Raw genomic sequence first — 23,257 nt, 5'->3', positions numbered from 1 at the left:
TCACTTCTCGCTCACTTCTTGATCACTTGGTTGTCCGTGGCCGACTTGAGTTCCTCGTCGTAGCCGCTCGCCGCCTCCTCGACCGAGCTGTCGCCCGTCGTCACACCCTCCATGGCCTCCTGGATCGCCGTCGAGACCTTCGGATACGCGGGGTAGGCGGGACGGTAGTGCGTACTGGACACCAGGTCCGTGAAGAACTTGATGCCGGGCTGCGCCTTCACGTACTCCGGGTCCTCGGCGACGTCCTTCCGCACCGCGATACCGGAGTTGGCGATGTACCACTTCTGGGCGTTCGCCTTCGTCTGCATCGTCTCGATGAACTTGAAGGCGAGGTCGGGATTGGCCGCCTTGGAGGGGATCGACCAGGTCCAGCCGCCGGACATGCTCACCTTGCCGGGGGCCTGGCCGTTCTGGGTCGGCATGGCCGCGAGGCCCAGCTTCTCCGACCACTCCGGCCATTCGTGACCGCTGCCCTCCAGCCAGTCCTGCGGGAGCCAGGAGCCGTCGAGGTTGATGCCGAGCTTGCCCTCGGGGAGGAACTCGCCGCGGACCCGGGTCGCGATGTTCGGGTCGAGGGCGTCCGACACGTCGGGGCCGAGCTTCTCCTTGTAGACGGTCTCCACGAAGGTGAGGGCGTCCTTGAAGGCCTGGCTGCCGGTGATCCACTTCTTGGACGCGGTGTCGTAGAGGGGGTCTTCGTCTTTGCTCGCCGAGTTGCCCGTCCCGTACAGGAGCATTTCGAAGCCCTGCATGGCGGAGGCTTCGCCAGCCGGTTTGCCCGTGTAGACGTTGAGCGGGATGACACCGGGGACCTTCTGCTTGATGGTCCGGGCGGCTTCGAGGACGTCGTCCCATGTCTTCGGCTGCCAGTTCTCCGGTAGGCCCGCCTTCTTGAAGATGCCCTTGTCGAACCAGAGGCCCCGAGTGTCGGTCCCGTCCGGTACGCCGTACGTCTTGCCGTCCTCGGCCTTGGCCGCCGCCTTGGCCGTGTCGATGAACTGGTCCCAGTCCTTCCACTTCTCCAGGTACGGGTCCAGGGGCTTCAAGTACCCGCTCGTGATGTCCGAGTTGATGAGGAACGTGTCCTCGTACACCAGGTCCGGGGCCGTCTTGGGGGAGCGGAGCATCTGCTGGAGCTTCGTGTAGTACTCCGAGTCCGGGGCCTTGATCGGGACGAGCTTGACCTTCTTGCCCGGATTCGCCTTCTCGAACTGCTTCTTCATGTCGGCTAAGTAGGTGTCCAGGACCTTGATCGAGTTGTCCGTGGACTGTTTGAAGGAGACCTCGAGGGTGTCCGGATCGCTTCCGGAGCCGCCGCCGCAGGCGGAGAGCGTGGTGGCGGCGAGCAGAGTTGCGAGGAGGAGAGGAGCGGCGGTGGGGCGCACGGGCACGACCTCCTACTGGCCGACGTCGTTGTGGCCGAGTTTGGCTGCATCGTGAACGTAAGAGCGGTGGTCCGGCCAGGTCAATGACCTTGCAGCGGCTTGGGGTTGGGCTTGGCACGGACATTCCCGCGGTGTCTCCCGCCCGCGGCACACGCTTAAGGTACTGCCGAGTCGCCTGACCAGCAGGGACGTTGGGCGCCGAGAAGGGGGACAGAGACGTGCCGGGACAAGACGTCACCACAGGCCAGTTGCTGATCGCCGAGTACGAGAGCGTGAAGGACGAGCAGAAGGCGCGGATCGGGTTCCGGGACAACCTGCTGTACGTCACCCTCGCGGTCGTCGCCGCCGTCATCGCCGCGGCCGCCCAGGCCGAGCAGGCATCGATGCTGCTCGCGCTGCCGCCGGTGTGTGTCGTTCTCGGGTGGACCTACCTCGTGAACGACGAGAAGATCTCGGCGATCGGAGCCTACGTACGGGGCGAGTTGGGGCCCCGGCTGGCCCAACTCGCTGGTACTGAAGGCGCCTTCGGCTGGGAGACCGCCCACCGCGTTGACTCCCGAAGGGCCTCCCGCAAAGCCATCCAGTGCGGGATCGATCTACTCGCCTTCTGCGTCGTGCCGTTGGCGGGGCTCGTCGTGTACTGGGCCGGTGGTCAGGTCACTGGGGGCCTGCTGGCGGTGTCCGTGATGGAGGCGCTCGCTGTCGCGGGGCTGGGTGCCCAATTCCTGGTGTACGCAGGGGTGTTCAACTCTGCTTGACGGTACGTCGATGGCCTTCGGGCGATCCGGGAGCGATCCGGACCGGGGGCCGCAGCCGTGCCCACCGCCCCTCGCCGCCTACCCCTTGATCCATCGATACTGCAACTCCGGTCTCCCCACCTGCCCGTACTGAGGATTCCGTCCCGCCCGTCCCGCATCCACCAGATGTTCCAGATACCGCCGGGCGGTGATCCGCGATATCCCGACCGCCTCCGCCACGCCCGCCGCGGTCAGCCCTTCCGTGGAGTCCCGCAGCGCCCGGGTCACCCGCTCCAGCGTCGGCCCGCTCAGCCCTTTGGGCAGCTCCGCGGGTCCCGGTGCGCGCAGGGTCGCGAGCGCCCGGTCCACCTCGTCCTGGCCGCTGGCCTCGCCGGCCGCCGCGTGGAACTCCGCGTACCGTACGAGCCGGTCCCGCAGAGTTGCGAACGTGAACGGCTTCAGGACGTACTGCACGACGCCCAGCGAGACGCCCTCCCGTACGACCGTGAGATCGCGCGCGGAGGTGACCGCGATGACGTCCGCGTGATAGCCGGCGGCGCGGAGCGAGCGCGCGAGCTGCAGTCCGTGCGCGTCCGGGAGATGGAGATCGAGGAGCAGCAGGTCCACCGGCATCCGGTCCAGCGCCCGCCGTGCCTCCGCCCCGGTGTGCGCTTTGCCCACCGCGATGAAACCGGGCACGCGTCCCACGTACATGACATGTGCGTCGGCCGCGACAGGGTCGTCCTCGACGACCAGGACGCGGATGTCCTTGGAGGGCGTGCTCATACGGTGCCTCCGTGGCTCATACGGTGCCTCCGTGCGGAGTGGGCTGAGGAATCGGCTCTGGCTCGGCGTGGACCTTATCCCCCTTGTCCGAAATCCGCCCCTCCGGAGCCTGCCCCACTTCCGCCGTCGGCAGCGGCAGCCGCACCTCGAACTCCGCCCCGCCCCCCTCCGCATCCGTCACGGTCAGCGTCCCGTCATGACGGCTGACGGCCTGCCGTACGAGTGCCAGTCCGAGCCCCCGGCCCCCCGGACCCGCCGGTTTTGTGGACCAGCCGCGCTCGAAGACCGCCTCCGCGTGGGCCGGGTCCACGCCGTCCCCGGTGTCGGTGACCCGCAGGACCAGAACCGCCTCGTCGGCGAGCGCGGTGACCGTGACACGGGCGCCGACCGAACCCTGTGCAGCGTCCACCGCGTTGTCGATCAGGTTGCCGAGCACCGTGACCAGGTCGCGTGCGGGGAGCGAGTCCGGGAGCAGGCCGTCGTCGATGCTGCTGTCCTCGGAGACGACCAGCTCGACGCCCCGCTCGTTCGCCTGCGCCGCCTTGCCCAGCAGCAGGGCCGCGAGCACCGGCTCGCTCACCGCCGCGACCACCTGGTCCGTCAGCGCCTGGGCCAGTTCCAGCTCGGCCGTGGCGAAGTCGACCGCCTCCTCCGCGCGGCCCAGCTCGATCAGGGAAACCACCGTGTGCAGGCGGTTCGCGGCCTCGTGTGCCTGCGAGCGGAGTGCCTGAGTGAAGCCGCGCTCCGAGTCCAACTCGCCCATCAGGGACTGGAGTTCGGTCACATCGCGCAGGGTTACGACCGTGCCGCGGCGTTCGCCGCCCGACACCGGCGAGGTGTTCATCACGAGCACCCGCGAGGCGGTGAGATGCACTTCGTCCACGCGTGGCTCCGTCGACAGCAGCGCCCCCGTCAGCTGGGCGGGCAGCCCGAGGTCCGCCACCGAGCGGCCGACCACATCGCCGGTCACCCCGAGCAGTTCGCGCCCGCCGTCGTTGATCAACGCCACCTTGAACTGCCCGTCGAGCATCAGCAGCCCCTCGCGCACGGCATGCAGCGCGGCCTGGTGGTAGTCGTGCATCCGGCTGAGCTCGCCCGCGTTCATCCCGTGCGTGGAGCGCCGCAGCCGGGCATTGATCACGTACGTACCTACGCCGCCCAGCGCCAGCGCGCCCACCGCGACGCCGAACAGCGCCGTCACCTGGTCCTGCACCCGCTCGCTTATGGCGTCGACCCGGATGCCCGCGCTGACCAGGCCGACGATGCGGCCTCCGTCGTAGATCGGCGTGACGGCCCGTACGGACGGGCCGAGCGTGCCCGTGTACACCTCCGTGAACGGCTCGCCCTTGAGGGCAAGCTCCGTGTGCCCGAGGAAGGGCCGGCCGATCTGGTTCTTGTCGGGGTGCGTCCAGCGGATGGCCTTGGTGTTCATGATCGTGACGAAGTCGACCTGGGCATGGCGCCGCACCTCGTTCGCATACGGCTGGAGGGTCGCCGACGGATCGGGAGTGCGGATAGCCTCCCGTACGGAAGGGGAGTCCGCTACGGAACTGGCCACGCCCAGGGCCTGACGGCGCGCCGCGTCCTCGGCCTGCCTGCGGTCGCTGACGTACGTGAACAGGGCGCAACCGGCCACCACGACGGCTACGAGGACTGCCTGCATGGCGAAGAGCTGGCCCGCCAGGCTGCGGGGCCGGGGGATACGCATGGAATCAGTCTGCATCGTTGCGTCCACGTGAACTCAATGAACGGAAGGGTGACCGGCCTCACAGCCCACGGGATAGTCACCGCAACCCCCGGACGTGAGCCGCACGCCGGTGATGCGACGATGACGTCAAGGAGGCAGCCGTGACGAGTACGGCAGCTACCAAGCCCGCCGGCAAGCGGGACCGCACCCACTATCTCTACATCGCGGTGATCATCTCGGTGGTGCTCGGCATCACCGTCGGACTGGTCACCCCCGACTTCGCGGTCCAGCTGAAGCCGATCGGCACCGGCTTCGTGAACCTGATCAAGATGATGATCTCGCCGATCATCTTCTGCACCATCGTGCTGGGCATCGGCTCGGTACGGAAGGCCGCGAAGGTCGGCGCGGTAGGTGGCATCGCACTCGCCTACTTCACGGTGATGTCGCTGGTCGCGCTCGGTATCGGCCTGGTCGTCGGCAACATCATCGACCCGGGTACGGGCCTCGCGGTCACCGACTCGGTCAAGGAGACCGGTCAGGCGCAGGTCACCGAGGCCAAGAGCACCGAGGAGTTCCTGCTCGGCATCATCCCGACCACGATCGTCTCCGCCTTCACCGGCGGCGAGGTCCTGCAGACCCTCCTGATCGCCCTGCTCGCGGGCTTCGCGCTGCAGGCCATGGGCGACGCCGGCCAGCCGATCCTGCGCGGTGTCGAGCACATCCAGCGTCTCGTCTTCCGCATCCTCGCCATGGTGATGTGGGCCGCCCCGATCGGTGCCTTCGGTGCCATCGCCGCGGTCACCGGCTCCGCGGGTCTTGACGCGCTCAAGAGCCTCGCCGTGCTGATGCTCGGCTTCTACACCACCTGCTTCCTCTTCGTGTTCATCGTGCTGGCCGCGCTGCTGCGCGTGGTGTCGGGCCTGAACATCTTCACGTTCTTCAAGTACCTGGGCCGTGAGTTCCTGCTGATCCTGTCCACCTCCTCCTCCGAGTCCGCGCTGCCGCGACTCATCGCGAAGATGGAGCACATGGGCGTCAGCAAGCCCGTCGTCGGCATCACCGTCCCGACCGGCTACTCCTTCAACCTCGACGGCACCATGATCTACATGACCATGGCGTCCCTCTTCATCGCCGACGCCATGGGTACGCCGATGTCGATCGGCGAGCAGATTCCGCTGCTGCTGTTCCTGCTGGTCGCTTCTAAGGGTGCGGCCGGCGTCACCGGTGCGGGTCTCGCCACCCTGGCCGGCGGTCTCTCCTCTCACAAGCCTGCGCTGGTCGACGGCATCGGTCTGATCGTCGGTATCGACCGCTTCATGAGCGAGGCGCGTGCGCTGACGAACTTCGCGGGTAACGCGGTGGCCACGGTGCTGATCGGTACGTGGACGAAGGAGATCGACCGAGGGCGGGTCGATCAGGTGCTGGCCGGCCGGCTGCCGTTCGATGAGAAGACGCTTCTCGACGACGCCCCTGCCGGGGAGGGGGCCGACTCTTCTCCCGAGGGTTCGGAGAAGGAGCTCGCCAAGGCGTAGTCGCTCCGCGGGTTCGCCGCCGTAGGGCTGAGGGCTGGCACCCGGCTGCGGGTTCGTTGTGGCTGGTCGCGCCCACGCGGCGGAGCCGCAAATTGATACAGCCCCGCGCCCCTGAAAGAAGGCCTGCGGCCTATTTCAGGGGCGTCGGGGCCCCTCGAAAAGCCACAAGGGCCCGCGATCGACCCCCGGGCGGCTGAATGTCTCCCCCTCGCCAGCCGTCCGGTTCACAAGCTCAGCCCGACCATCCCCCCCGGGTGGCCGGGCTGAGCCCTTGTTGTCACTGGCTCAACTCACTTCGCCGGAAAAGCCTTTGACCCCTCCCTTCTCAAGTCCCAGGCTGGGAAGCCGCAAATGCTGCGGGACTGTACGGAGGTACGCATGGGGGACGACTCGATGGTTGTCGGTACGGAGGACGCGGAGGAGCCGTACTCGTTGGACGAGATCGGCGGTCTCTTCCACGAGTTCCTGCTGGCGGTCGCTCGGCCCAAGCGCCGGGAGGGCTACCGTGATCTGACCAAGCGGCTCCGGGCGCATCTGGGTACGACCCCTGGGGATCAGCCGGTGGTCAAGGCCGCTTATCCCCCGTACGAACTGCCGAATGTCCATCTGGCACTGGAGCGCTGGTTCGCCGTCGAGGGGCGGACGCACGAGCTGATCGGGATGACCGGCTCGGAGAGCCGCGGCGACCTCACTCTGGGCGAGATCCTCGAATCGGCGAACCTGTACGACCGGTTCGTGGTCGGAGCCGTCGACTACGCGCATCTGCCGGTCTCCCCGGACGACGAACTCGCCTGTGTCTCCTTCGGTTTCTACCTCGGGCAGGAGGGTGAGGAGCGGTTCGCGCTGCTGCTGCGCGGCCCGGCGGACGAGTACGGACGCAACAAGGTCGAGCTCGAAGTCCTCGCCCCCGACAAGGCGTTCGCGGACCGGCTGCTCGCCGACATCGACGCGCTGATGCTCGAGCACAACATCTTCCGCGGGCAGATCCTCTCCTTCGACGGCTCGGAGTTCGACAACGGCCTCGGACCGTTCCGCTTCCACCGCAGGCCCGCGCTGACGCGCGAGGAGATCGTGCTGCCGCCCGGTCTTCTGGAGCGGGTGGAGCGGCAGGTCGTCGGGGTGGCCCGGCGCCGCGAGCGGCTGCGCGTGGCGGGTCAGCATCTGCGCCGAGGACTGCTCCTGTACGGGCCGCCCGGCACCGGCAAGACCCACACCATCCGTTACCTGCTCTCCCACCTGCCGGCGTTCACGGTCGTCGTCCTCTCCGGTACGAGCATGGGCGCGATCGGCCCCGCGTGCCGGCTCGCCCGGATGCTCCAGCCCGCGCTGGTGGTCCTCGAGGACGTCGACCTGGTCGCCGAGGCGCGCGACCTGGACGGTGGCGTGCAGCCCCTGCTCTTCCAGGTGCTGAACGAGATGGACGGCCTCGGCGACGACGCCGACGTGGCCTTCCTGCTCACCACCAACCGGGCCGACCTCCTCGAACCGGCCCTCGTCCAGCGCCCCGGCCGCGTCGACCTCGCCGTCGAGATCCCTCTGCCGGACGCCGACGGGCGCGCCCGGCTCCTCAGCCTGTACGGAGCCGGCCTCGACCTCGGCAAGGACATCACCGAGGAGATCGTCACCCGCACCGAGGGTGTGACGGCCTCCTTCACCAAGGAGCTCATACGCCGCGCCGTACTGATCTCGGCGGAGCGGGACGCGGACCACACGGAAACGGCCGACCTCCGGCAAGCGGTCGACGAACTCCTCTCCGACCGCGACCGCCTGACCCGCCGCCTCCTGGGTGTGAAGCACCCGGATGACGAGACCGACGAGGACTGGCTGACCGAGGAGAGCGACGACTAACCCGGACTTGCCGAAGTCCGCTGCGGTGCCGCGCCCCGTCAGGGGCGCGGGGAACTGCGCGACCAGCCACGAGGGACCCGCAGCTTCAAACCGCATCTCCAGCGCAGCGTCTTGCTTTGACGTCGGCGTCAAGGATTACCGTCGCAGCATGCGAATCGGCGAGCTGGCCGCACGGGCCGGGACCACGACGCGGACGCTGCGTTACTACGAGTCGCGTGGGCTGCTGCCCGCGCGGCGTGGCAGCAACGGATACCGGACGTACGACGAGGACGACCTGAAGCTGCTTCGGCAGATCAGGACCTTGCAGGACTTCGGGTTCGAGCTGGAGGAGACACGGCCCTTCGTGGAGTGTCTGCGGGCCGGGCACCCGGAAGGTGACCTGTGCCCCGCATCGCTCGCCGTGTACCGGCGCAAGCTCGGTGAACTGGACGCGCTGATCGGCGAGTTGCAGGCCGTACGGGCGCAGGTCGGATGGCAGCTGGTGAAGGCGGAGGCGGCGCGCGACGAGCTGGCGGCCGGCGCGGAGGTTCCGGGCGGCCCGGAACCCGTATGCGAACTGGGAGGGCGGACGCGGTGATCAAGGCAGACGGTGTGGCCGAAGTAACCGACGCGGACTTCGAGGCGGAGGTGATCGGGGCGGAGCTGCCCGTACTGGTGGAGTTCACGGCCGACTGGTGCCCGCCGTGCCGGCAGATCGCGCCGGTACTGAGCGCCGTCGCCTCCGAGGAGGGCGACCGGTTCAAGGTGGTCCAGCTGGACGTGGACACGAACCCGGAGATCACGAACGCGTACGGCGTGCTGTCGATGCCCACGCTCATGGTGTTCCGGGGCGGCGAGCCGGTGAAGTCCATGGTGGGAGCCAGGTCGAAGCGACGGCTCCTGGAGGAGCTGTCCGACGTGCTGTAACCAGCAGGCGAACAAGACAGGCGAACAAGAAATCCCCCGCGGGAATTGCCCGCAGGGGATTTCTTTGCGTATATTGAATGGTTCGCGACTTCACTCGAATTAGGTCGCGAAGAAGTTCAGTAGGCACAGTATATCGGGCCGGGAGTGGAATTGTCAAACAACGATTTTCCGGACGATGAATTCCGCCGAGAGCAGGAATTCATCGACGGGTTGTACGCGCGCGTCGACGCCCTGCGCGGCGGCACCGAGTCCGCCGTGGCGGACGCGCTCGCGCAGGGCAGTACGCCGATGCAGGCGCGCCTGGAGCGGGACATCCTGGTCGCCGAGCGCTCGGGGCTGCTCGCCGCGCTGAACGCGGTGGACGGTTCCCTCTGCTTCGGCCGAATCGACCTCACCAACGGAATCCACCACCACATCGGCCGAATCGGAATCCGCGCCGACGACACCGAACACACCCCGATTCTGATCGACTGGCGGGCCCCGGTCGCCCGCCCGTTCTACCTCGCCACCGGCCATATGCCCATGGGCCTGCGCCGCCGCCGGCACATCACGACCGAGGGCCGTGCCGTCACCGCCCTGCACGACGAGATCCTCGACCTGGGGGACCAGGAGCGCACCGGGCACGAGGACCCGAGCGGTGACGCCGTGTTGCTCGCCGCCCTCAACTCCGCGCGCACCGGCCGTATGGGCGACATCGTGCGGACCATCCAGGCCGAGCAGGACCGCATCATCCGCGCTCCGCACCGCGGGGTCCTCGTGGTCGAGGGCGGCCCGGGTACGGGCAAGACGGCCGTGGCGCTGCATCGCGCCGCGTATCTCCTGTACGAACACCGGGAGTTGCTCGCCAAGCGGGCCGTCCTGATCGTGGGCCCGAACCCGGCGTTCCTCGGCTACATCGGCGAGGTCCTGCCCTCGCTCGGCGAGACGGGCGTGCTGCTCTCGACGGTCGGCGAGCTGTTCCCCGGCGTGCACGCGACCGCGACCGACACCTCCGAGGCCGCCGCCGTGAAGGGCCGCGCCGACATGGCGGACGTTCTGGCCGCCGTCGTACGCGACCGTGAGGCGCTGCCCGACCCGGTGATCGGCATCGAGCACGACCGGGACATCCTGCTGCTCGACGACGGTCTCGTACGCGTCGCCCGTGAGCGCACCCGTGAGGCGCTGCTGCCGCACAACGCCGCCCGCGAGACCTTCGAGGGCCACATCCTCAACATCCTCACCGACATGGTCGCCGAGCGGATCGGCACGGATCCGTACGACGGCTCGAACCTGCTCGACGTCAGCGACATCACCCAGATCCGCGACGAGCTGGCCGAGAACCCCGAAGTCTGGTCGGCCATCGACCAGTTGTGGCCGCGCCTCACCCCGCAGCGGCTCGTCGCGGACTTCCTCGCGGAGCCCGACGGTTATGTCTCCGAGGCGGATGCCGACGCCATCCGGCGCCCGGTGACGCGCGCCTGGACCACCTCCGACGTCCCCCTCCTCGACGAGGCCGCCGAACTCCTCGGCGAGGACGACCGGCCGGCGCGGGCCGCGGCCGAGAGGGAACGCGAGGAGCAAGTGGCGTACGCGCAGAGCGTGCTGGACATCTCCTACGCCTCACGGACGTACGAGTTCGAGGACAAGGAGGAGGACGACCCCGAGGCGGGTGAGGTCCTCTCCGCGCACGACATCATCGACGCCGAGCGGATGGCCGAGCGGCATGAGGAGGACGACCACCGCAGCGCCGCCGAGCGCGCCGCGGCCGACCGGACCTGGGCCTTTGGGCACATCATCGTGGACGAGGCGCAGGAGCTGTCGCCGATGGCGTGGCGGCTGCTGATGCGGCGCAGTCCGACGCGGTCGATGACGCTGGTCGGGGATCCGGCGCAGACGGCCGACGCGGCGGGCGTCGGCTCCTGGTCCGGCATCCTCGACCCCTACGTCCAGGACCGCTGGGAGCACACCCGGCTCGCCGTCAACTACCGCACCCCGTCCGAGGTCATGGACGTCGCGGCGGCCGTGGTGCGCGCCGAGGATCCCGGCTTCGAGCCGCCGAGTTCGGTGCGGTCGACGGGCGTACGGCCCTGGGTGCGGGCCACCGACGACCTGCCGGGAGCCGTGGCGAAGGCGGTCGCGGAACTGACCCCGGAGGAGGGGCGGTTGGCGGTGATCGCGCCCCGCGATCTCCACCGGGCGCTGGCCGCACGGCTCGACGGCGTCACGGCGGGCGAGGAACCCGACCTGACGCGGTCCGTCGTACTCCTCGATGCACGTCAGGCCAAGGGCCTGGAGTTCGACTCGGTGCTGGTGGTGGAGCCGTCGCGGTACGGCACGAGCGATCTGTACGTGGCGCTCACCCGGGCCACGCAGACACTCGGAGTCGTCCACACGGGGGAGCTGCCGCAGGCGCTGGCGACGGCCTTCTGAACGGCCCGGCTTTGCGGGTCTAATCCGGCATCTGCGGCATACATCACCGAGTCGTAACAGTTGGCGTCATGGTCACAGCTTGTGTACGCGCGGTGCGGTATGCGTGTTCGCATGAACCCTCAACCATCCGCCGCGGCCCCGGACGGGGCGCCCCCGCTCGAGTCGCTGCGCGTCGAGCCGTTGCTGACGTCGGCGTTCGACACGGACCCGGCCGGCGTGTACGCGCACCTGCGGCGTACGTACGGTCCGGTGGCGCCCGTCGGTCTCATGGGCGTACCGGTGTGGCTGGTCCTCGACTACCGCGAGGTCCTGGAGGTGCTCCGCAAGGAGAGCCTGTGGCGGCGGGACATCCGGTACTGGCGGGCGCGGGCCGAGGGGCGGCTGCCGCAGGACTGGCCGCTGCTCGCCGGGTACGAGGTGCGGCAGACGATGTTCATGGACGACGAGGAGCATCTGGCCGCGCGGCAGACCTATCACTCGGCGCTCGGTCCGTTCCAGGACGCCCGTACGCCGCAGGGGTGGGAGCTGCGCTCGGCCGTCGTGTCGTACGCGGACGAGCTCGTCGCCATGCTGGCTGCGGAGTCCGGTACCGCGGGGTTCATGGACCTGGCCGCGCAGTACACCAGGCCGCTGCTGCTGATGGTCACGACCCGGTTGTTCGGCTGTCCCGTCGAGCTCGGGGACGAGCTGGTCATAGACATGTGGCGGATGCTCGACGGCGGAGCCGACGCGGGGCCCGCCACCGGGCGGGCGCTCGCGGCCATGACCAGGCTCGCCGCGCATCGGCGGGCCGTGCCCGGCGACGACCTCACGTCCTACATGCTCCTCGCCGATCCCTCTCTGTCCGACGAGCAGCTCGGGCGGGAGCTGTTCATGAACGCGGTGTACCTCAACGACATCACCGGCAACATGGTGTGCAACACGTTGCTGGAGGTGTTGCGCGGCAACGCCACGGTCCGGCGGAGCCTGTCGGCCGGGCTGATCGGCGAGACCGTCAACCGGGCCGCGCTCGCCAACGCGCCCGTGGCCAACATGTGCTTCCGCTTCGCGGCGCATGATGTGCGCCTCGGCAACTTCTGGATCCGGGCGGGTGATGTGGTCTCGCCGTCCGCGGCGGCGGCGCATCAGGATCTGATGGCGATCGGGTCGCACCTCGTGGACTCCACGGTGAGTACGCGGGCGCATCTGGGGTGGGGGGCCGGGCCGCACCAGTGCCCGAGCGCTGCCCGCGAGCTGGCGGGTGCGGTGGTCGCCACGGCGGTCGGCCGAATCTTCGACCACTTCACGAAGGTGGAACTTACGCTGCCTGCCGATCAGTTGCCTTGGCGGTCGGGGCCGGTGGTGCGGGGGTTGCGGCTGCTGCCGGTCCGGTACGAGCTTGGCGCCGGGCATCCCGTCGCCGGGCAGGCGCCGGCGCCGCGGGCCGCCGCGAACGGGGCGCCGCGGGCGGACGCCTCGCAGGCGTCCCGGAACCATGCGCGGGGGTTGCTGTCGGCGCTGCGGAATCTGATGTGGGGTACGCGGAAGGGGGGTTGAGGGGGTTGTTTCGCCCCCGCCGCCCTTACCCGTCCCATACCAAGGGGCTCCGCCCCTGGACCCCGCTGGGGGCTGCGCCCCCAGACCCCCACCAGGGCTGCGCCCCGGACCCACCAGGGCTGCGCCCCCAGACCCCCACCAGGGCTGCGCCCCGGATCTACCAGGGCTGCGCCCCGGACCCCGTTTCGGGGGCCAGCCCCCGGGCCCCCGCTCCTCAATCGCCGGAGGGGCTGAATTGCGCGGCCATCGCCCGAGGGCTGATTTGGCGCGCCCGAACTTCATCAGCGCAGGCCCGCATCAATCAGCCCGTCTGGGGGCACCCCCAGAGGTAGCTGGGGGAGGTAGCTGGGGGAGTTTGAGGACGAGGCCGCCAGGCCCATAGCGGGGTCTGGGGCGCAGCCCCAGCGGGGTCCAGGGGCGGAGCCCCTGGTGGGGTTCGGGGCAACGCCCCGAGGATGGGACGGGTAGGGGCGGCGGGGGCGAAACCATCCCCCCTACGCCGGCCGCAGCCACACCGTAGAAAGCGGCGGCAGCGTAAGCCGGATGCTCGCCGGGCGCCCGTGCCAGCCCTGGGCGTCCGGCTTGAGCGGGTCGGGGGTGGTGACGTCGCTGCCGCCGTACGCAGCGGCGTCCGTGTTCAGGCACTCGTGCCAAGCAGGGACGTCGGCCGGAACCCCGACCCGGTACTCGCGCCGGACCACCGGCGAGAAGTGGGACACCACCAGCAACGGCGAACCCGCCGCGTCGAAGCGCAGGAACGCGAACACGTTGTCCTCCGCCGCGTCACCCGTGACCCAGGAGAACCCGGTCGGATCCGTATCGAGCTCCCAGAGGGCCGGAGTCCGCCGGTAGACCGAGTTCAGGTCGCGCACCAGGTCCCGTACACCTCGGTGGTCCGCCTCCGCCCCGTACGCCGGATCCAGCAGCCACCAGTCCGGCCCATGCGCCTCCGACCACTCCGCCCCTTGCGCGAACTCCTGCCCCATGAAGAGGAGTTGCTTGCCGGGGTGCGCCCACATGAAGCCCAGATACGCCCGATGGTTCGCCCGCTGCTGCCACCAGTCACCCGGCATCTTCGACACCAACGACCGCTTGCCGTGCACGACCTCGTCGTGCGAGATCGGCAGCACGTAGTTCTCGCTGTAGGCGTACACCATCGAGAACGTCATCTCGTTGTGGTGGTACTTCCGGTGCACCGGCTCCTTCGAGACATAGCCGAGCGAGTCGTGCATCCAGCCCATGTTCCACTTCAGCCCGAAGCCGAGGCCGCCGAAGCCGCCGGGCCCGATGTGGTCGGTGGCGCGCGTGACGCCGTCCCAGGCCGTGGATTCCTCGGCGATGGTGACGACGCCGGGCACCCGCCGGTACACGGTGGCGTTCATCTCCTGGAGGAAGGCGACGGCGTCGAGGTTCTCGCGGCCGCCGTGCACGTTGGGCGTCCACTGGCCGTGCTCGCGGGAGTAGTCCAGGTACAGCATGGAGGCGACGGCGTCGACGCGCAGGCCGTCGATGTGGAACTCCTCGCACCAGTACACGGCGTTGGCGACCAGGAAGTTACGTACCTCGCGGCGGCCGTAGTCGAACTCCAGGGTGCCCCAGTCGGGGTGCGCGGCCCGCAGGGGGTCCTCGTGCTCGTACAGGGGGCGGCCGTCGAATTCGGCCAGGGCCCAGTCGTCGCGCGGGAAGTGCGCGGGCACCCAGTCCATGATCACGCCGATGCCGGCCTGGTGCAGGGCGTCGACGAGGTATTTGAAGTCGTCGGGGGTGCCCAGGCGGGCGGTGGGTGCGTAGAAGCCGGTGACCTGGTAGCCCCAGGAGCCGCCGAAGGGGTGCTCGGCGACCGGCATCAGCTCGACGTGGGTGAAGCCCAACTCGGAGACGTAGGCGGGGAGTTGCTCGGCGAGCTGGCGATACGTCAGCCCGGGGCGCCAGGACGCGAGATGGACCTCGTACACCGACATCGGCGACTCATGGGCGGGCCTGGCCGCCCGGCGGGACAGCCACTCCTCGTCCTGCCACTCGTGGTGCGAGGCGGTGACGACGGAGGACGTCTTGGGCGGTTCCTCGGTACGCCGCGCCATCGGATCAGCCCGCATCGTCTTCGAACCGTCGGGCCGCGTGATCTCGAACTTGTAGAGCTCGCCCTCGCCGAGCCCCGGCACGAACAGCTCCCACACCCCGGACGAGCCCAGCGACCGCATGGGGTAAGCCGTGCCGTCCCAGAAGTTGAACGATCCGGCCAGCCGCACTCCGCGCGCGTTCGGCGCCCAGACCGTGAAGCGGGTGCCACTCACCCCGTGGTGCTCCATCGGCTCCGCGCCGAGCGCTTTCCACAACTGCTCATGGCGCCCCTCACCGAACAGATGCAGATCAAGGTCGCCGATGGCGGGCAGGAAACGGTACGGGTCCTCGACGTCCTGGACGGTGTCCTCGTACTCCACCAGCAGCCGGTACGCCGGCACCTCCCGCAGCGGCAGCACGGCGGAGAAGAAGCCCTCCCCGTCGTCGTGCAGCTCGGACCGCAGCTCGTCCGTCACCACGGTCACCGAGCGCGCGTACGGGCGCAGCGCCCGGAAGACCACACCGTCCGCCACCGGATGCGCCCCGAGCACGGAATGCGGATCATGATGCGCCCCGCCCAGCAGCCGCTCCCGGTCACCGCGATCGAGTACGGCCAGGGGGCGCACCTCGGCACCGGGCGGCACCGCGGCCGCCGCACCGGGCTGCACCGTGGCCGCCGCGTCGGACGGCTCGGTCGGGGCCCCCGCGGGCCGCACGTCCTCCCCCGGGGCGGACTGAGGGCTGACACCTGGCTTGGGTACCTCGTTCATGGCCTTGGCCTTCGTGCTCTTCGGCTGCTGGTCGGCTGGGTCCGGGCGGGATGTCACAGGCGGTGTCTCCTCGGCGGGGTGAGGTGGGGCGGTTCAGGGAGCCGCGAGACCGCCGGCCAGTCGGTGCACCGCGGCCAGCGGTACGGGCAGCCAGTCGGGCCGGTGCCGGGCCTCGTACACGACCTCGTAGATCGCCTTGTCCGTCTCGTACGCCCGCAGCAGTACGGGCTCGGAGCGCGGGTCACGCCCGCTGACCTCGGCGTATCCGGCGCAGTACGCGGACCGGCAGCGATCGGCCCAGTCGGAGACGAGCGGCTCGTGGGAGTGCGCGGCATAGTCGAAGGACCGGAGCATGCCCGCGACGTCGCGTGCGGTCGGCTGGGGCAGCCGGCGCTCGGTGAGCGGCTTCGACGGCTCGCCCTCGAAGTCGATCAGCGACCAGTCTCCGGCCGGGGCCCGCAGGCACTGCCCGAGGTGCAGATCGCCGTGTATCCGCTGTGCGGTCCAGGTTTCGCCCTCCGCCGCCAGCTCGGCGAGCGCCGCGAACGCGGACCGCAGCCCGGGTGCGTGCGGACGCAGCGCGGGCACCGCCTGGACCGCCGCCTCCAGCCGCTCGATCATGCCGTCGACGAGTGTCTCCATCTGGGTGTGGCCCAGCGTGACCGTCGGCAGCGCACGGGCCAGCGCCGTGTGCACCTCGGCGGTGGCCCGCCCCAGCGCCCGCGCCTCGCCGGTGAAGTCCTCGCCCTTGGCCAACTCACGCAGCGCGAGATCCCAGCCGTCCGTGGCCCCGCGCACAAAGCGCTGCAGCACACCCAGGACGTACGTATCGCCGTCCAGGTCCCCGATCATCCAGCCGGCCGGCGCGGGCACCCGCGGGCAGTGCTCGCGGGCCAGCGCCATCGGCAGCTCCAGATCGGGGTTGACGCCGGGCAGGATGCGGCGCAGCAGCTTCAGAATGAACGTATCTCCGTAGACGATCGAGGAGTTGGACTGCTCGGCCGTCACCACCCGTGGCACCAGATCGTCCCGGAGCTCCTGCCGGGTGTCGCGCTCGAAGCGCAGCGCACCGACCTGCGTCCTCGTCCGCAGCGCCTCGAGGAGCAGATCGGCGGCGCGCGGGTCGTGCAGCGCCTCGTACACCGTCCGCCCGGCCAGTGGCCCCTCTTCGGGGTGGCCGATCAGCGCGGGCGCCAGCCGTGGCGGCAGCGTCTCGCGGACGCCGATCAGAAGCTGGTAGCAGTCGCTTGGATGTGGCTGGGTGCCGTGGGAGGCAGTGAGCGGCTGATGGGCCCGTACGAGCAGATGCAGCAGCCCGAGTCTCGCGTTCCACGGCAGCAGCTCGACCGCCGCGACCTGCGAGAAACCGGTGACCGGTCGCCCTTTGCCCGCGAACCACCGCTGTCTCGGCAGCCACTCCCGCAACAATGGATCCAGGGACGCGAGGAGACCCGGGCTCGTGGTGGCGGGGCGGGTGACGGCTTCCGACATGGCGTCGCGTCCTTTCCCCTGTTTCTTCGGGTCGCCTCCGGGGCGCGCCGGTGCGCGGGGTGTTACTGATGCGTGCCCAGGGCGGGGCGGTGAAAACCGCCCCCGCCTGTCGTTTTCGCGCAGTTCCCCGCGCCTCTCGCGGACTCCGGTGGTGGGGTCCGCGCGGGGCACGGGTCTACGTTTCTACGCCATCTGTTCTACGTCCTCTGTTCTACGCCATGTCCTTGCGCAGGCGGAACCAGTAGAAGCCGTGGCCCGCGAGGGTGAGGAGGTAGGGCAGGTCGCCGATGGCGGGGAAGCGGACGCCGCCGATGAGTTCGACGGGGTGGCGGCCGTTGAAGGCTTGCAGGTCGAGTTCGGTGGGCTGGGCGAAGCGGGAGAAGTTGTGCACGCACAGCACCAGGTCGTCTTTGTATTCGCGCAGGAAGGCGATGACGGCGGGGTTGGTGGAGGGCAGTTCGGTGTAGGAGCCCAGGCCGAAGGCGGGGTTCTGTTTGCGGATCTCGATCATGCGGCGGGTCCAGTGCAGCAGCGACGAGGGGCTGCTCATGGAGGCTTCGACGTTGGTGACCTGGTAGCCGTAGACCGGGTCCATGATCGTGGGCAGGTACAGCCGTCCGGGGTCGCAGGAGGAGAAGCCGGCGTTGCGGTCGGGGGTCCACTGCATGGGGGTGCGGACCGCGTCGCGGTCGCCGAGCCAGATGTTGTCGCCCATGCCGATCTCGTCGCCGTAGTACAGGATCGGCGAGCCGGGCAGCGACAGCAGCAGCGCGGTGAACAGTTCGATCTGGTTGCGGTCGTTGTCCAGCAGGGGGGCCAGGCGGCGGCGGATGCCGATGTTGGCGCGCATGCGGGGGTCTTTGGCGTATTCGGCCCACATGTAGTCGCGTTCTTCGTCGGTGACCATCTCCAGGGTGAGTTCGTCGTGGTTGCGCAGGAAGATGCCCCACTGGCAGCCCGACGGGATGGCGGGGGTCTTGGCGAGGATCTCGGAGACGGGGTAGCGGGACTCGCGGCGCACGGCCATGAAGATCCGCGGCATGACGGGGAAGTGGAAGGCCATGTGGCATTCGTCGCCGCCGACGCTGTAGTCGCCGAAGTAGTCGACGACGTCCTCGGGCCACTGGTTCGCCTCGGCCAGGACCACTGTGTCCGGATAGTGCTCGTCGATCTCCTTGCGCACCCGCTTGAGGAACTCATGGGTCTGCGGGAGGTTCTCGCAGTTGGTGCCCTCCTGCTGGTACAGGTACGGCACCGCGTCCAGGCGGAAGCCGTCGATGCCCAGGTCCAGCCAGAACCTGAGCGCGGAGATCATCTCCTCCTGGACCGCCGGGTTCTCGTAGTTGAGGTCCGGCTGGTGCGAGAAGAAGCGGTGCCAGTAGTACTGCTTGCGGACCGGGTCGAAGGTCCAGTTGGAGGCCTCCGTATCGACGAAGATGATCCGCGCGTCCTGGTACTGCTTGTCGTCGTCCGCCCATACGTAGTAGTCGCCGTACGGGCCGTCGGGGTTGCTCCTCGACTCCTGGAACCACGGGTGCTGGTCGCTGGTGTGGTTCATGACGAAGTCGATGATCACGCGCATGCCCCGCTGGTGCGTGGCGTCCACGAACTCGACGAAGTCGGCCAGGTCCCCGAAGTCGGGCAGCACGGCGGTGTAGTCGGAGACGTCGTAGCCGCCGTCCCTGAGGGGTGATTTGAAGAAGGGCGGCAGCCAGAGGCAGTCGACGCCGAGCCACTGCAGATAGTCCAGCTTGGCGGTGATGCCTTTGAGGTCGCCGATGCCGTCGCCGTTGCTGTCCTGGAAGGAGCGGACGAGGACTTCGTAGAACACCGCGCGTTTGAACCACTCCGGGTCGCGGTCCTTGGCGGGGGTGTCTTCGAAGGTGTCCTGAACGGGCTCGTTGACGATCATGGTGTGGGTGACCCTCCGATCGGTGAGGACGGTCGCAGAACCTTGAAGATGTGCGCCGGCTGCCTGCCGGGCTCGAGGCGCACATAGTTGGCCCTGCCCCAGTGGTAGGTGGCGCCGGTGAGCTCGTCGCGCACCGGCACGGTCTCGTGCCAGTCCAGGCCGAGTCGCGGCATGTCCAACGAGACCGTGGCCTCCTGGGTGTGGTGCGGATCCAGGTTCGCCACCACGAGCACGATGTCCGTCCCCGCCCGTTTGCTGAACACCAGCACCTCCTCCTTGTCCGCCTGGTGGAAGTGGAGATCCCGCAGCTGGCGCAGGGCCGGGCTGGCACGCCGGATCTCGTTGAGCCGGGTGATGAGGGGGCTGATGCTACGGCCCTCGCGCTCCGCCAACTCCCAGTCTCGCGGACGCAGTTGGTACTTCTCCGAGTTCAGGTACTCTTCGCTGCCCTCCCGCACCGGGGTGTTCTCGCACAGCTCGAAGCCGCTGTAGATGCCCCAGGTGGGGGAGAGGGTGGCGGCCAGCACCGCCCGCACCTCGAACGCCGGCCGGCCGCCGTGCTGCAGATAGGCGTGCAGGATGTCCGGGGTGTTCGCGAAGAAGTTCGGCCGCATGTAGGAGGCGGCCTCGCCGGACAGTTCGGTCAGGTAGTCGGTCAGCTCCTGTTTGGTGTTGCGCCAGGTGAAGTAGGTGTACGACTGCTGGAAGCCGATCTGGGCGAGGGTGTGCATCATCGCCGGCCTCGTGAACGCCTCCGCCAGGAAGATCACATCCGGGTCGGTGCGGCCGATGTCCGCGAGCACTCGCTCCCAGAAGACGACCGGTTTGGTGTGCGGATTGTCCACGCGGAAGATCCGTACCCCGTGGGCCATCCAGAACCGCAGCACCCGCAGCGTCTCGGCGATCAGGCCGTCCATGTCGGCGTCGAAGGCGATGGGGTAGATGTCCTGGTACTTCTTCGGCGGGTTCTCCGCGTACGCGATGGTGCCGTCCGGGCGGTGATGGAACCACTGCGGGTGCTTGTCCACCCAGGGGTGGTCCGGGGAGCACTGCAGCGCGAAGTCCAGCGCGATCTCCATCCCCAGCTCGCCGGCCGTCGCCACGAAGGCGTCGAAGTCGTCCAGGGTGCCCAGGTCGGGGTGGACGGCGTCGTGGCCGCCCGCCGGGGAGCCGATCGCCCACGGCACGCCCACGTCGTGCGGGCCGGCGTTCAGGGTGTTGTTGGGGCCCTTGCGGAAGGTGGTGCCGATCGGGTGGATGGGCGGCAGGTAGACCACGTCGAAGCCCATCGCGGCGATCGCCGGCAGCCGCCGGGCGGCCGTTTGGAAGGTGCCGCTGACCGTCGGCTTGCCGGTCTCGACGATGGCGCCTTCCGAGCGCGGGAAGAACTCGTACCACGAGCCGTACAACGCCCGCTCCCGCTCCACCAACAACGGCAACTGCTCGGAGGACGAGACGAATTCGCGCAGCGGGTGGCGGGCCAGGACATGGTCCACGTCCGGGGTCAGGGCGGCGGCGAGGCGGGCCGCGGCGGGGCGAGCGGTGTCGCGCAGGGCTGCCGCGGCGGCGAGGATCGTGTCACGGCGGCCCCGGCTCTCCGGAACTCCGGCGGCGGCCCGCTCGTACAGCTGCGCGCCCTCCTCCAGGACCAGCTCGGTGTCCATCCCCGCCGGGATCTTGATCTGCGCGTGATGACGCCACGTGCTGATCGGGTCGCCCCAGGCCTCCACGGTGTAGGTCCAGCGGCCCTCCTTCGATGCGGAGACGGTGGCGCCCCATCGGTCCGTACCGGGCGTCAGCTCCCGCATGGGGGTCCAGGGACCGGCCTGGCCCTCCGGGTCCCGCAGTACGACGTTGGCGGCGACCGCGTCGTGGCCCTCCCGGAACACCGTCGCCGAGATCTCGAACGCCTCGCCCACGACGGCTTTGGCGGGGCGGCGCCCGCAGGCCAGTAGGGGGCGGACGTCCAGGACGGGGATACGGCCGATGAGGGCGCCGTCGCCGAGTGGTGCGGCGTTCGGTGCGGTGACGTTCGGTGGCGCGGTGTTCGGTGTCGTGACGTCCGGTACCGAGGCGTCTGGTGCCGTGGTGTCCAGTGGCGTGGCTTCTGTGGGTTCGGCCTGGGCCAAAGGCTCGGCTTGTGGCGACTCGGGTTTCGGCGGCGCGGTCTTCGCCGATTTGGCCTTCGCTGATTTGGCCTTCGCCGTCGTGGCCTTGGCGGTCTTCGCTGCTTTCGCAGGCTTGGCAGCCTTGGCAGCTTTCGTAGCCTTCGTGGCTTTGGCGGGTGTGGCCTTGGTGGGTGTGGCTTTCGCCCGTTTGGCTGCCGCCTTCTTCGCGGGTGTGGCTTTGGCTGTCTTCACCGGTTTGGCCGCTGCCTTCTTCGTGGGTGAGGCCTCCGCCGCCTTCGCGGGGGAGGGCTCGGCCGTGGCGGGCTTTTCGGCCGCTGCCTGGTCCGGCTTCTCGGCCGCCGCCTGCTGCGGAGGACCGGCATTCGCCCCGTTTGCGGGAGGCGTGGTGGCGCTGTGCGTCGGAGGTGATGACGAGTGGTGCGTGGCGGGCATGACCGCTCCTGTCCGCGTCAACGTTGGTGGGCGGATGGGGGTGTGGGGAGGTGGGTCCTGCTGGGCGTACGGGGGAGCCTTCCCACCCTAATCGGGTGGGCAATCCGGCACGTTGTTAACTACTCGCGCGTATCTCCGCGCACACGAACGGCCCCGTCCAGTGATACATGGCGGACGAGGCCGGTCGGTGAATGCACAACTACTTAGGGGTTGCTGACCTGCAAGAGCTTGTTCGGCGAGCCGAGGCCGGCGGTGGATATCTTCCCGGACGCCGCCTGCGAGACAAGCGCCTTGCTCACGTCGGCCGGACTCGCCGTGGCGTGATCGGCGAGGTACAGTGCCGCCGCGCCCGCGGCGTGGGGCGACGCCATCGACGTACCGGAGAAGGTGGCTTTCGCCGTGTCGCTCGCGTTCGACGCGGAGGTGACGTCCACGCCGGGCGCGAACAGGTCGAGCCGTGCGCCCCAGTTCGAGAAGCTCGCCCGCGCGTCCGCCGGGTCGCTCGCGCCGACCGTGACGGCTTCCTGGACCCGGGCCGGCGAGTACAGGCTGGCCGGAAGTCCGTCGTTGCCGGCCGCGACCGCGTACGTCACGCCGGACGCGATGGAGTTGCGTACGGCGGCGTCGAGTTGGGCGTTCGCGAAGCCGCCCAGGCTCATGTTGGCGACGGCGGGCTTCTGGGCGTTCTTGGTCACCCAGTCGATGCCCGCGATCACCTGGGCCGTGGTGCCCGCACCCTCGTTGTCGAGTACGCGGACCCCGACGACCTTCGCCTTCTTCGCGACGCCGTACGTCGTGCCGGCGATCGTGCCCGCCACATGTGTGCCGTGGCCCTGGCCGTCCTGCGCGGTGGCGTCGTTGTCGACGAAGTCCCAGCCGGAGCTCGCCCGGCCGCCGAAGTCCTGGTGCGTGGTGCGGATTCCGGTGTCGATGACGTACGCCGTCACACCCTGCCCCGCGGACTCCGGCCACGTGTAGCTCTTGTCCAGCGGCAGGTTCGGCTGGTCGATCCGGTCGAGGCCCCACGGCGGGTTCTTCTGCGTGTGATCGAGAGTGACTCTGGTGTCCTGCGTGACCGCGGCCACGCGTGAGTCGGCGGCCAGCCGCTTGGCCTGCTGCTCGTCGACCTTCACCGCATAGCCATTGATCGCGGTGCTGTAGGTGTGGCTGATTTTCGCCCCGTACTTTTCGACGAGGCCCTTGCCCGCGTTCGACGGGGCCTTCGTTCCGCCCTTGAGCGTGACGATGTAGCTGCCACTGACGGAACCGGGGGCGTCGGCGCCGAGTATCTGCCCCAGTGGGGCGGCTTGTGCGGGCAGGGTGGTGGCCGAAAGCACCGCGGCCGTAACGACCGCGGTGAGGCCTCCTGCCCAGGACAGACGCCTTTTGTGCGTCACTGCCATGTGTGAGTTCCCCTCCTCAACTCGACGTACTCCGACCGCAGTTGCGCGGTGCCCTGACAGGTGCAGGTCGGATCGCCTCTGGCAGCCTCTCGTGCGCTGTGACGTGCCACAAGGCCGCGCGACGTGGCGGAATCGGCCATATCTCGCGTGCTTTACGTGTGAAGGTTGCGGCGATTTCAAGCCGGGTTCTGTACGGGCACAATGCGAGACGGTGCCGTCTGCAACTCCGGTGC

15 protein-coding genes are annotated in these 23,257 nt (G+C 69.2%); 7 read left to right on the top strand and 8 right to left on the bottom strand.

Translation table 11 applies throughout. From position 1 onward, the window contains the following. Positions 1-11: 11 nt before the first annotated feature. On the bottom strand, positions 12-1,391 hold the full coding sequence (locus OHT21_RS13585) for an extracellular solute-binding protein (protein ID WP_328768536.1): 1,380 nt from the start codon (positions 1,389-1,391) through the stop codon (positions 12-14). Positions 1,392-1,603: 212 nt separating this feature from the next. On the opposite strand from OHT21_RS13585, the gene OHT21_RS13580 reads away from it, so the two are divergent. Continuing rightward, a complete protein-coding gene (locus OHT21_RS13580; protein ID WP_328768535.1) occupies positions 1,604-2,143 on the top strand; it encodes a hypothetical protein in 540 nt (179 codons plus the stop codon). Between the two features lie 78 nt (positions 2,144-2,221). Here OHT21_RS13580 and OHT21_RS13575 read toward each other — a convergent pair whose 3' ends face one another. Both OHT21_RS13575 and OHT21_RS13570 read right to left on the bottom strand, forming a co-directional pair. Then, the gene (locus tag OHT21_RS13575) at positions 2,222-2,908 is read right to left on the bottom strand and encodes a response regulator (protein ID WP_328768534.1); all 687 of its coding nucleotides are present in this window, start codon (positions 2,906-2,908) and stop codon (positions 2,222-2,224) included. A gap of 16 nt (positions 2,909-2,924) precedes the next feature. Beyond that, entirely contained in the window at positions 2,925-4,616 is a 1,692-nt protein-coding gene (locus tag OHT21_RS13570; protein WP_328768533.1) for a sensor histidine kinase, read from the bottom strand. A 140-nt stretch (positions 4,617-4,756) separates the two neighbouring features. Between OHT21_RS13570 and OHT21_RS13565 the strand changes: the two genes are divergently transcribed. The 6 genes from OHT21_RS13565 to OHT21_RS13540 all read left to right on the top strand — a co-directional run bounded on the left by OHT21_RS13565 (position 4,757) and on the right by OHT21_RS13540 (position 12,826). Beyond that, complete coding sequence (locus OHT21_RS13565; RefSeq protein ID WP_328768532.1) at positions 4,757-6,127, top strand: cation:dicarboxylate symporter family transporter; 1,371 nt, start codon at positions 4,757-4,759, stop codon at positions 6,125-6,127. 378 nt (positions 6,128-6,505) lie between these two features. Further along, the gene (locus tag OHT21_RS13560; protein ID WP_328768531.1) at positions 6,506-7,975 is read left to right on the top strand and encodes an ATP-binding protein; all 1,470 of its coding nucleotides are present in this window, start codon (positions 6,506-6,508) and stop codon (positions 7,973-7,975) included. A gap of 148 nt (positions 7,976-8,123) precedes the next feature. Continuing rightward, entirely contained in the window at positions 8,124-8,552 is a 429-nt protein-coding gene (locus OHT21_RS13555) for a MerR family transcriptional regulator (protein ID WP_328768530.1), read from the top strand. After that, a complete protein-coding gene (gene trxA, locus OHT21_RS13550; protein ID WP_328768529.1) occupies positions 8,549-8,881 on the top strand; it encodes a thioredoxin in 333 nt (110 codons plus the stop codon). Before OHT21_RS13555 ends, trxA begins: the two co-directional genes overlap by 4 nt. Before the next feature lie 150 nt (positions 8,882-9,031). Then, a complete protein-coding gene (locus OHT21_RS13545) occupies positions 9,032-11,290 on the top strand; it encodes a HelD family protein (RefSeq protein ID WP_328768528.1) in 2,259 nt (752 codons plus the stop codon). Positions 11,291-11,401: 111 nt separating this feature from the next. Further along, positions 11,402-12,826, top strand: a complete 1,425-nt coding sequence (locus tag OHT21_RS13540) for a cytochrome (protein ID WP_328768527.1) — start codon at positions 11,402-11,404, stop codon at positions 12,824-12,826. A 494-nt stretch (positions 12,827-13,320) separates the two neighbouring features. On the opposite strand, the gene glgB is transcribed toward OHT21_RS13540, so the two are convergent. The 5 genes from glgB to OHT21_RS13515 all read right to left on the bottom strand — a co-directional run bounded on the left by glgB (position 13,321) and on the right by OHT21_RS13515 (position 23,024). After that, on the bottom strand, positions 13,321-15,657 hold the full coding sequence (gene glgB / locus OHT21_RS13535) for a 1,4-alpha-glucan branching enzyme (RefSeq protein ID WP_328774074.1): 2,337 nt from the start codon (positions 15,655-15,657) through the stop codon (positions 13,321-13,323). Between the two features lie 93 nt (positions 15,658-15,750). Continuing rightward, positions 15,751-17,148 (bottom strand): maltokinase N-terminal cap-like domain-containing protein, encoded by a 1,398-nt coding sequence (locus OHT21_RS13530; RefSeq protein ID WP_328768526.1) that lies wholly within the window; start codon positions 17,146-17,148, stop codon positions 15,751-15,753. A gap of 211 nt (positions 17,149-17,359) precedes the next feature. Next, the gene (treS, locus tag OHT21_RS13525) at positions 17,360-19,060 is read right to left on the bottom strand and encodes a maltose alpha-D-glucosyltransferase (RefSeq protein WP_328768525.1); all 1,701 of its coding nucleotides are present in this window, start codon (positions 19,058-19,060) and stop codon (positions 17,360-17,362) included. Then, positions 19,057-21,048, bottom strand: a complete 1,992-nt coding sequence (locus OHT21_RS13520) for an alpha-1,4-glucan--maltose-1-phosphate maltosyltransferase (protein WP_328774073.1) — start codon at positions 21,046-21,048, stop codon at positions 19,057-19,059. The genes treS and OHT21_RS13520 overlap by 4 nt, the downstream gene beginning before the upstream one ends. A 776-nt stretch (positions 21,049-21,824) precedes the next feature. Next, positions 21,825-23,024: a S8 family peptidase gene (locus OHT21_RS13515; protein WP_328768524.1), complete on the bottom strand. Its 1,200-nt coding sequence runs from the start codon at positions 23,022-23,024 to the stop codon at positions 21,825-21,827. Between the last annotated feature and the right edge of the window lie 233 nt (positions 23,025-23,257).

Origin of the sequence: Streptomyces sp. NBC_00286 (genome assembly GCF_036173125.1) — a bacterium.
Classification (GTDB): Bacteria; Actinomycetota; Actinomycetes; order Streptomycetales; family Streptomycetaceae; genus Streptomyces.
Note: the sequence above shows the minus strand (reverse complement) of the source record. Positions and strands in the feature narration are given on the sequence as shown.

Excerpts from the sequence above, each read along its gene's own strand:
- OHT21_RS13540 (WP_328768527.1), top strand. The coding sequence starts at position 11,402 with ATGAACCCTCAACCATCCGCCGCGGCCCCGGACGGGGCGCCCCCGCTC.
- OHT21_RS13570 (WP_328768533.1), bottom strand. The coding sequence starts at position 4,616 with ATGCGTATCCCCCGGCCCCGCAGCCTGGCGGGCCAGCTCTTCGCCATG.
- OHT21_RS13555 (WP_328768530.1), top strand. The coding sequence starts at position 8,124 with ATGCGAATCGGCGAGCTGGCCGCACGGGCCGGGACCACGACGCGGACG.
- OHT21_RS13560 (WP_328768531.1), top strand. The coding sequence starts at position 6,506 with ATGGGGGACGACTCGATGGTTGTCGGTACGGAGGACGCGGAGGAGCCG.
- treS (WP_328768525.1), bottom strand. The coding sequence starts at position 19,060 with ATGATCGTCAACGAGCCCGTTCAGGACACCTTCGAAGACACCCCCGCC.
- OHT21_RS13515 (WP_328768524.1), bottom strand. The coding sequence starts at position 23,024 with ATGGCAGTGACGCACAAAAGGCGTCTGTCCTGGGCAGGAGGCCTCACC.
- OHT21_RS13575 (WP_328768534.1), bottom strand. The coding sequence starts at position 2,908 with ATGAGCACGCCCTCCAAGGACATCCGCGTCCTGGTCGTCGAGGACGAC.
- glgB (WP_328774074.1), bottom strand. The coding sequence starts at position 15,657 with ATGAACGAGGTACCCAAGCCAGGTGTCAGCCCTCAGTCCGCCCCGGGG.
- OHT21_RS13530 (WP_328768526.1), bottom strand. The coding sequence starts at position 17,148 with ATGTCGGAAGCCGTCACCCGCCCCGCCACCACGAGCCCGGGTCTCCTC.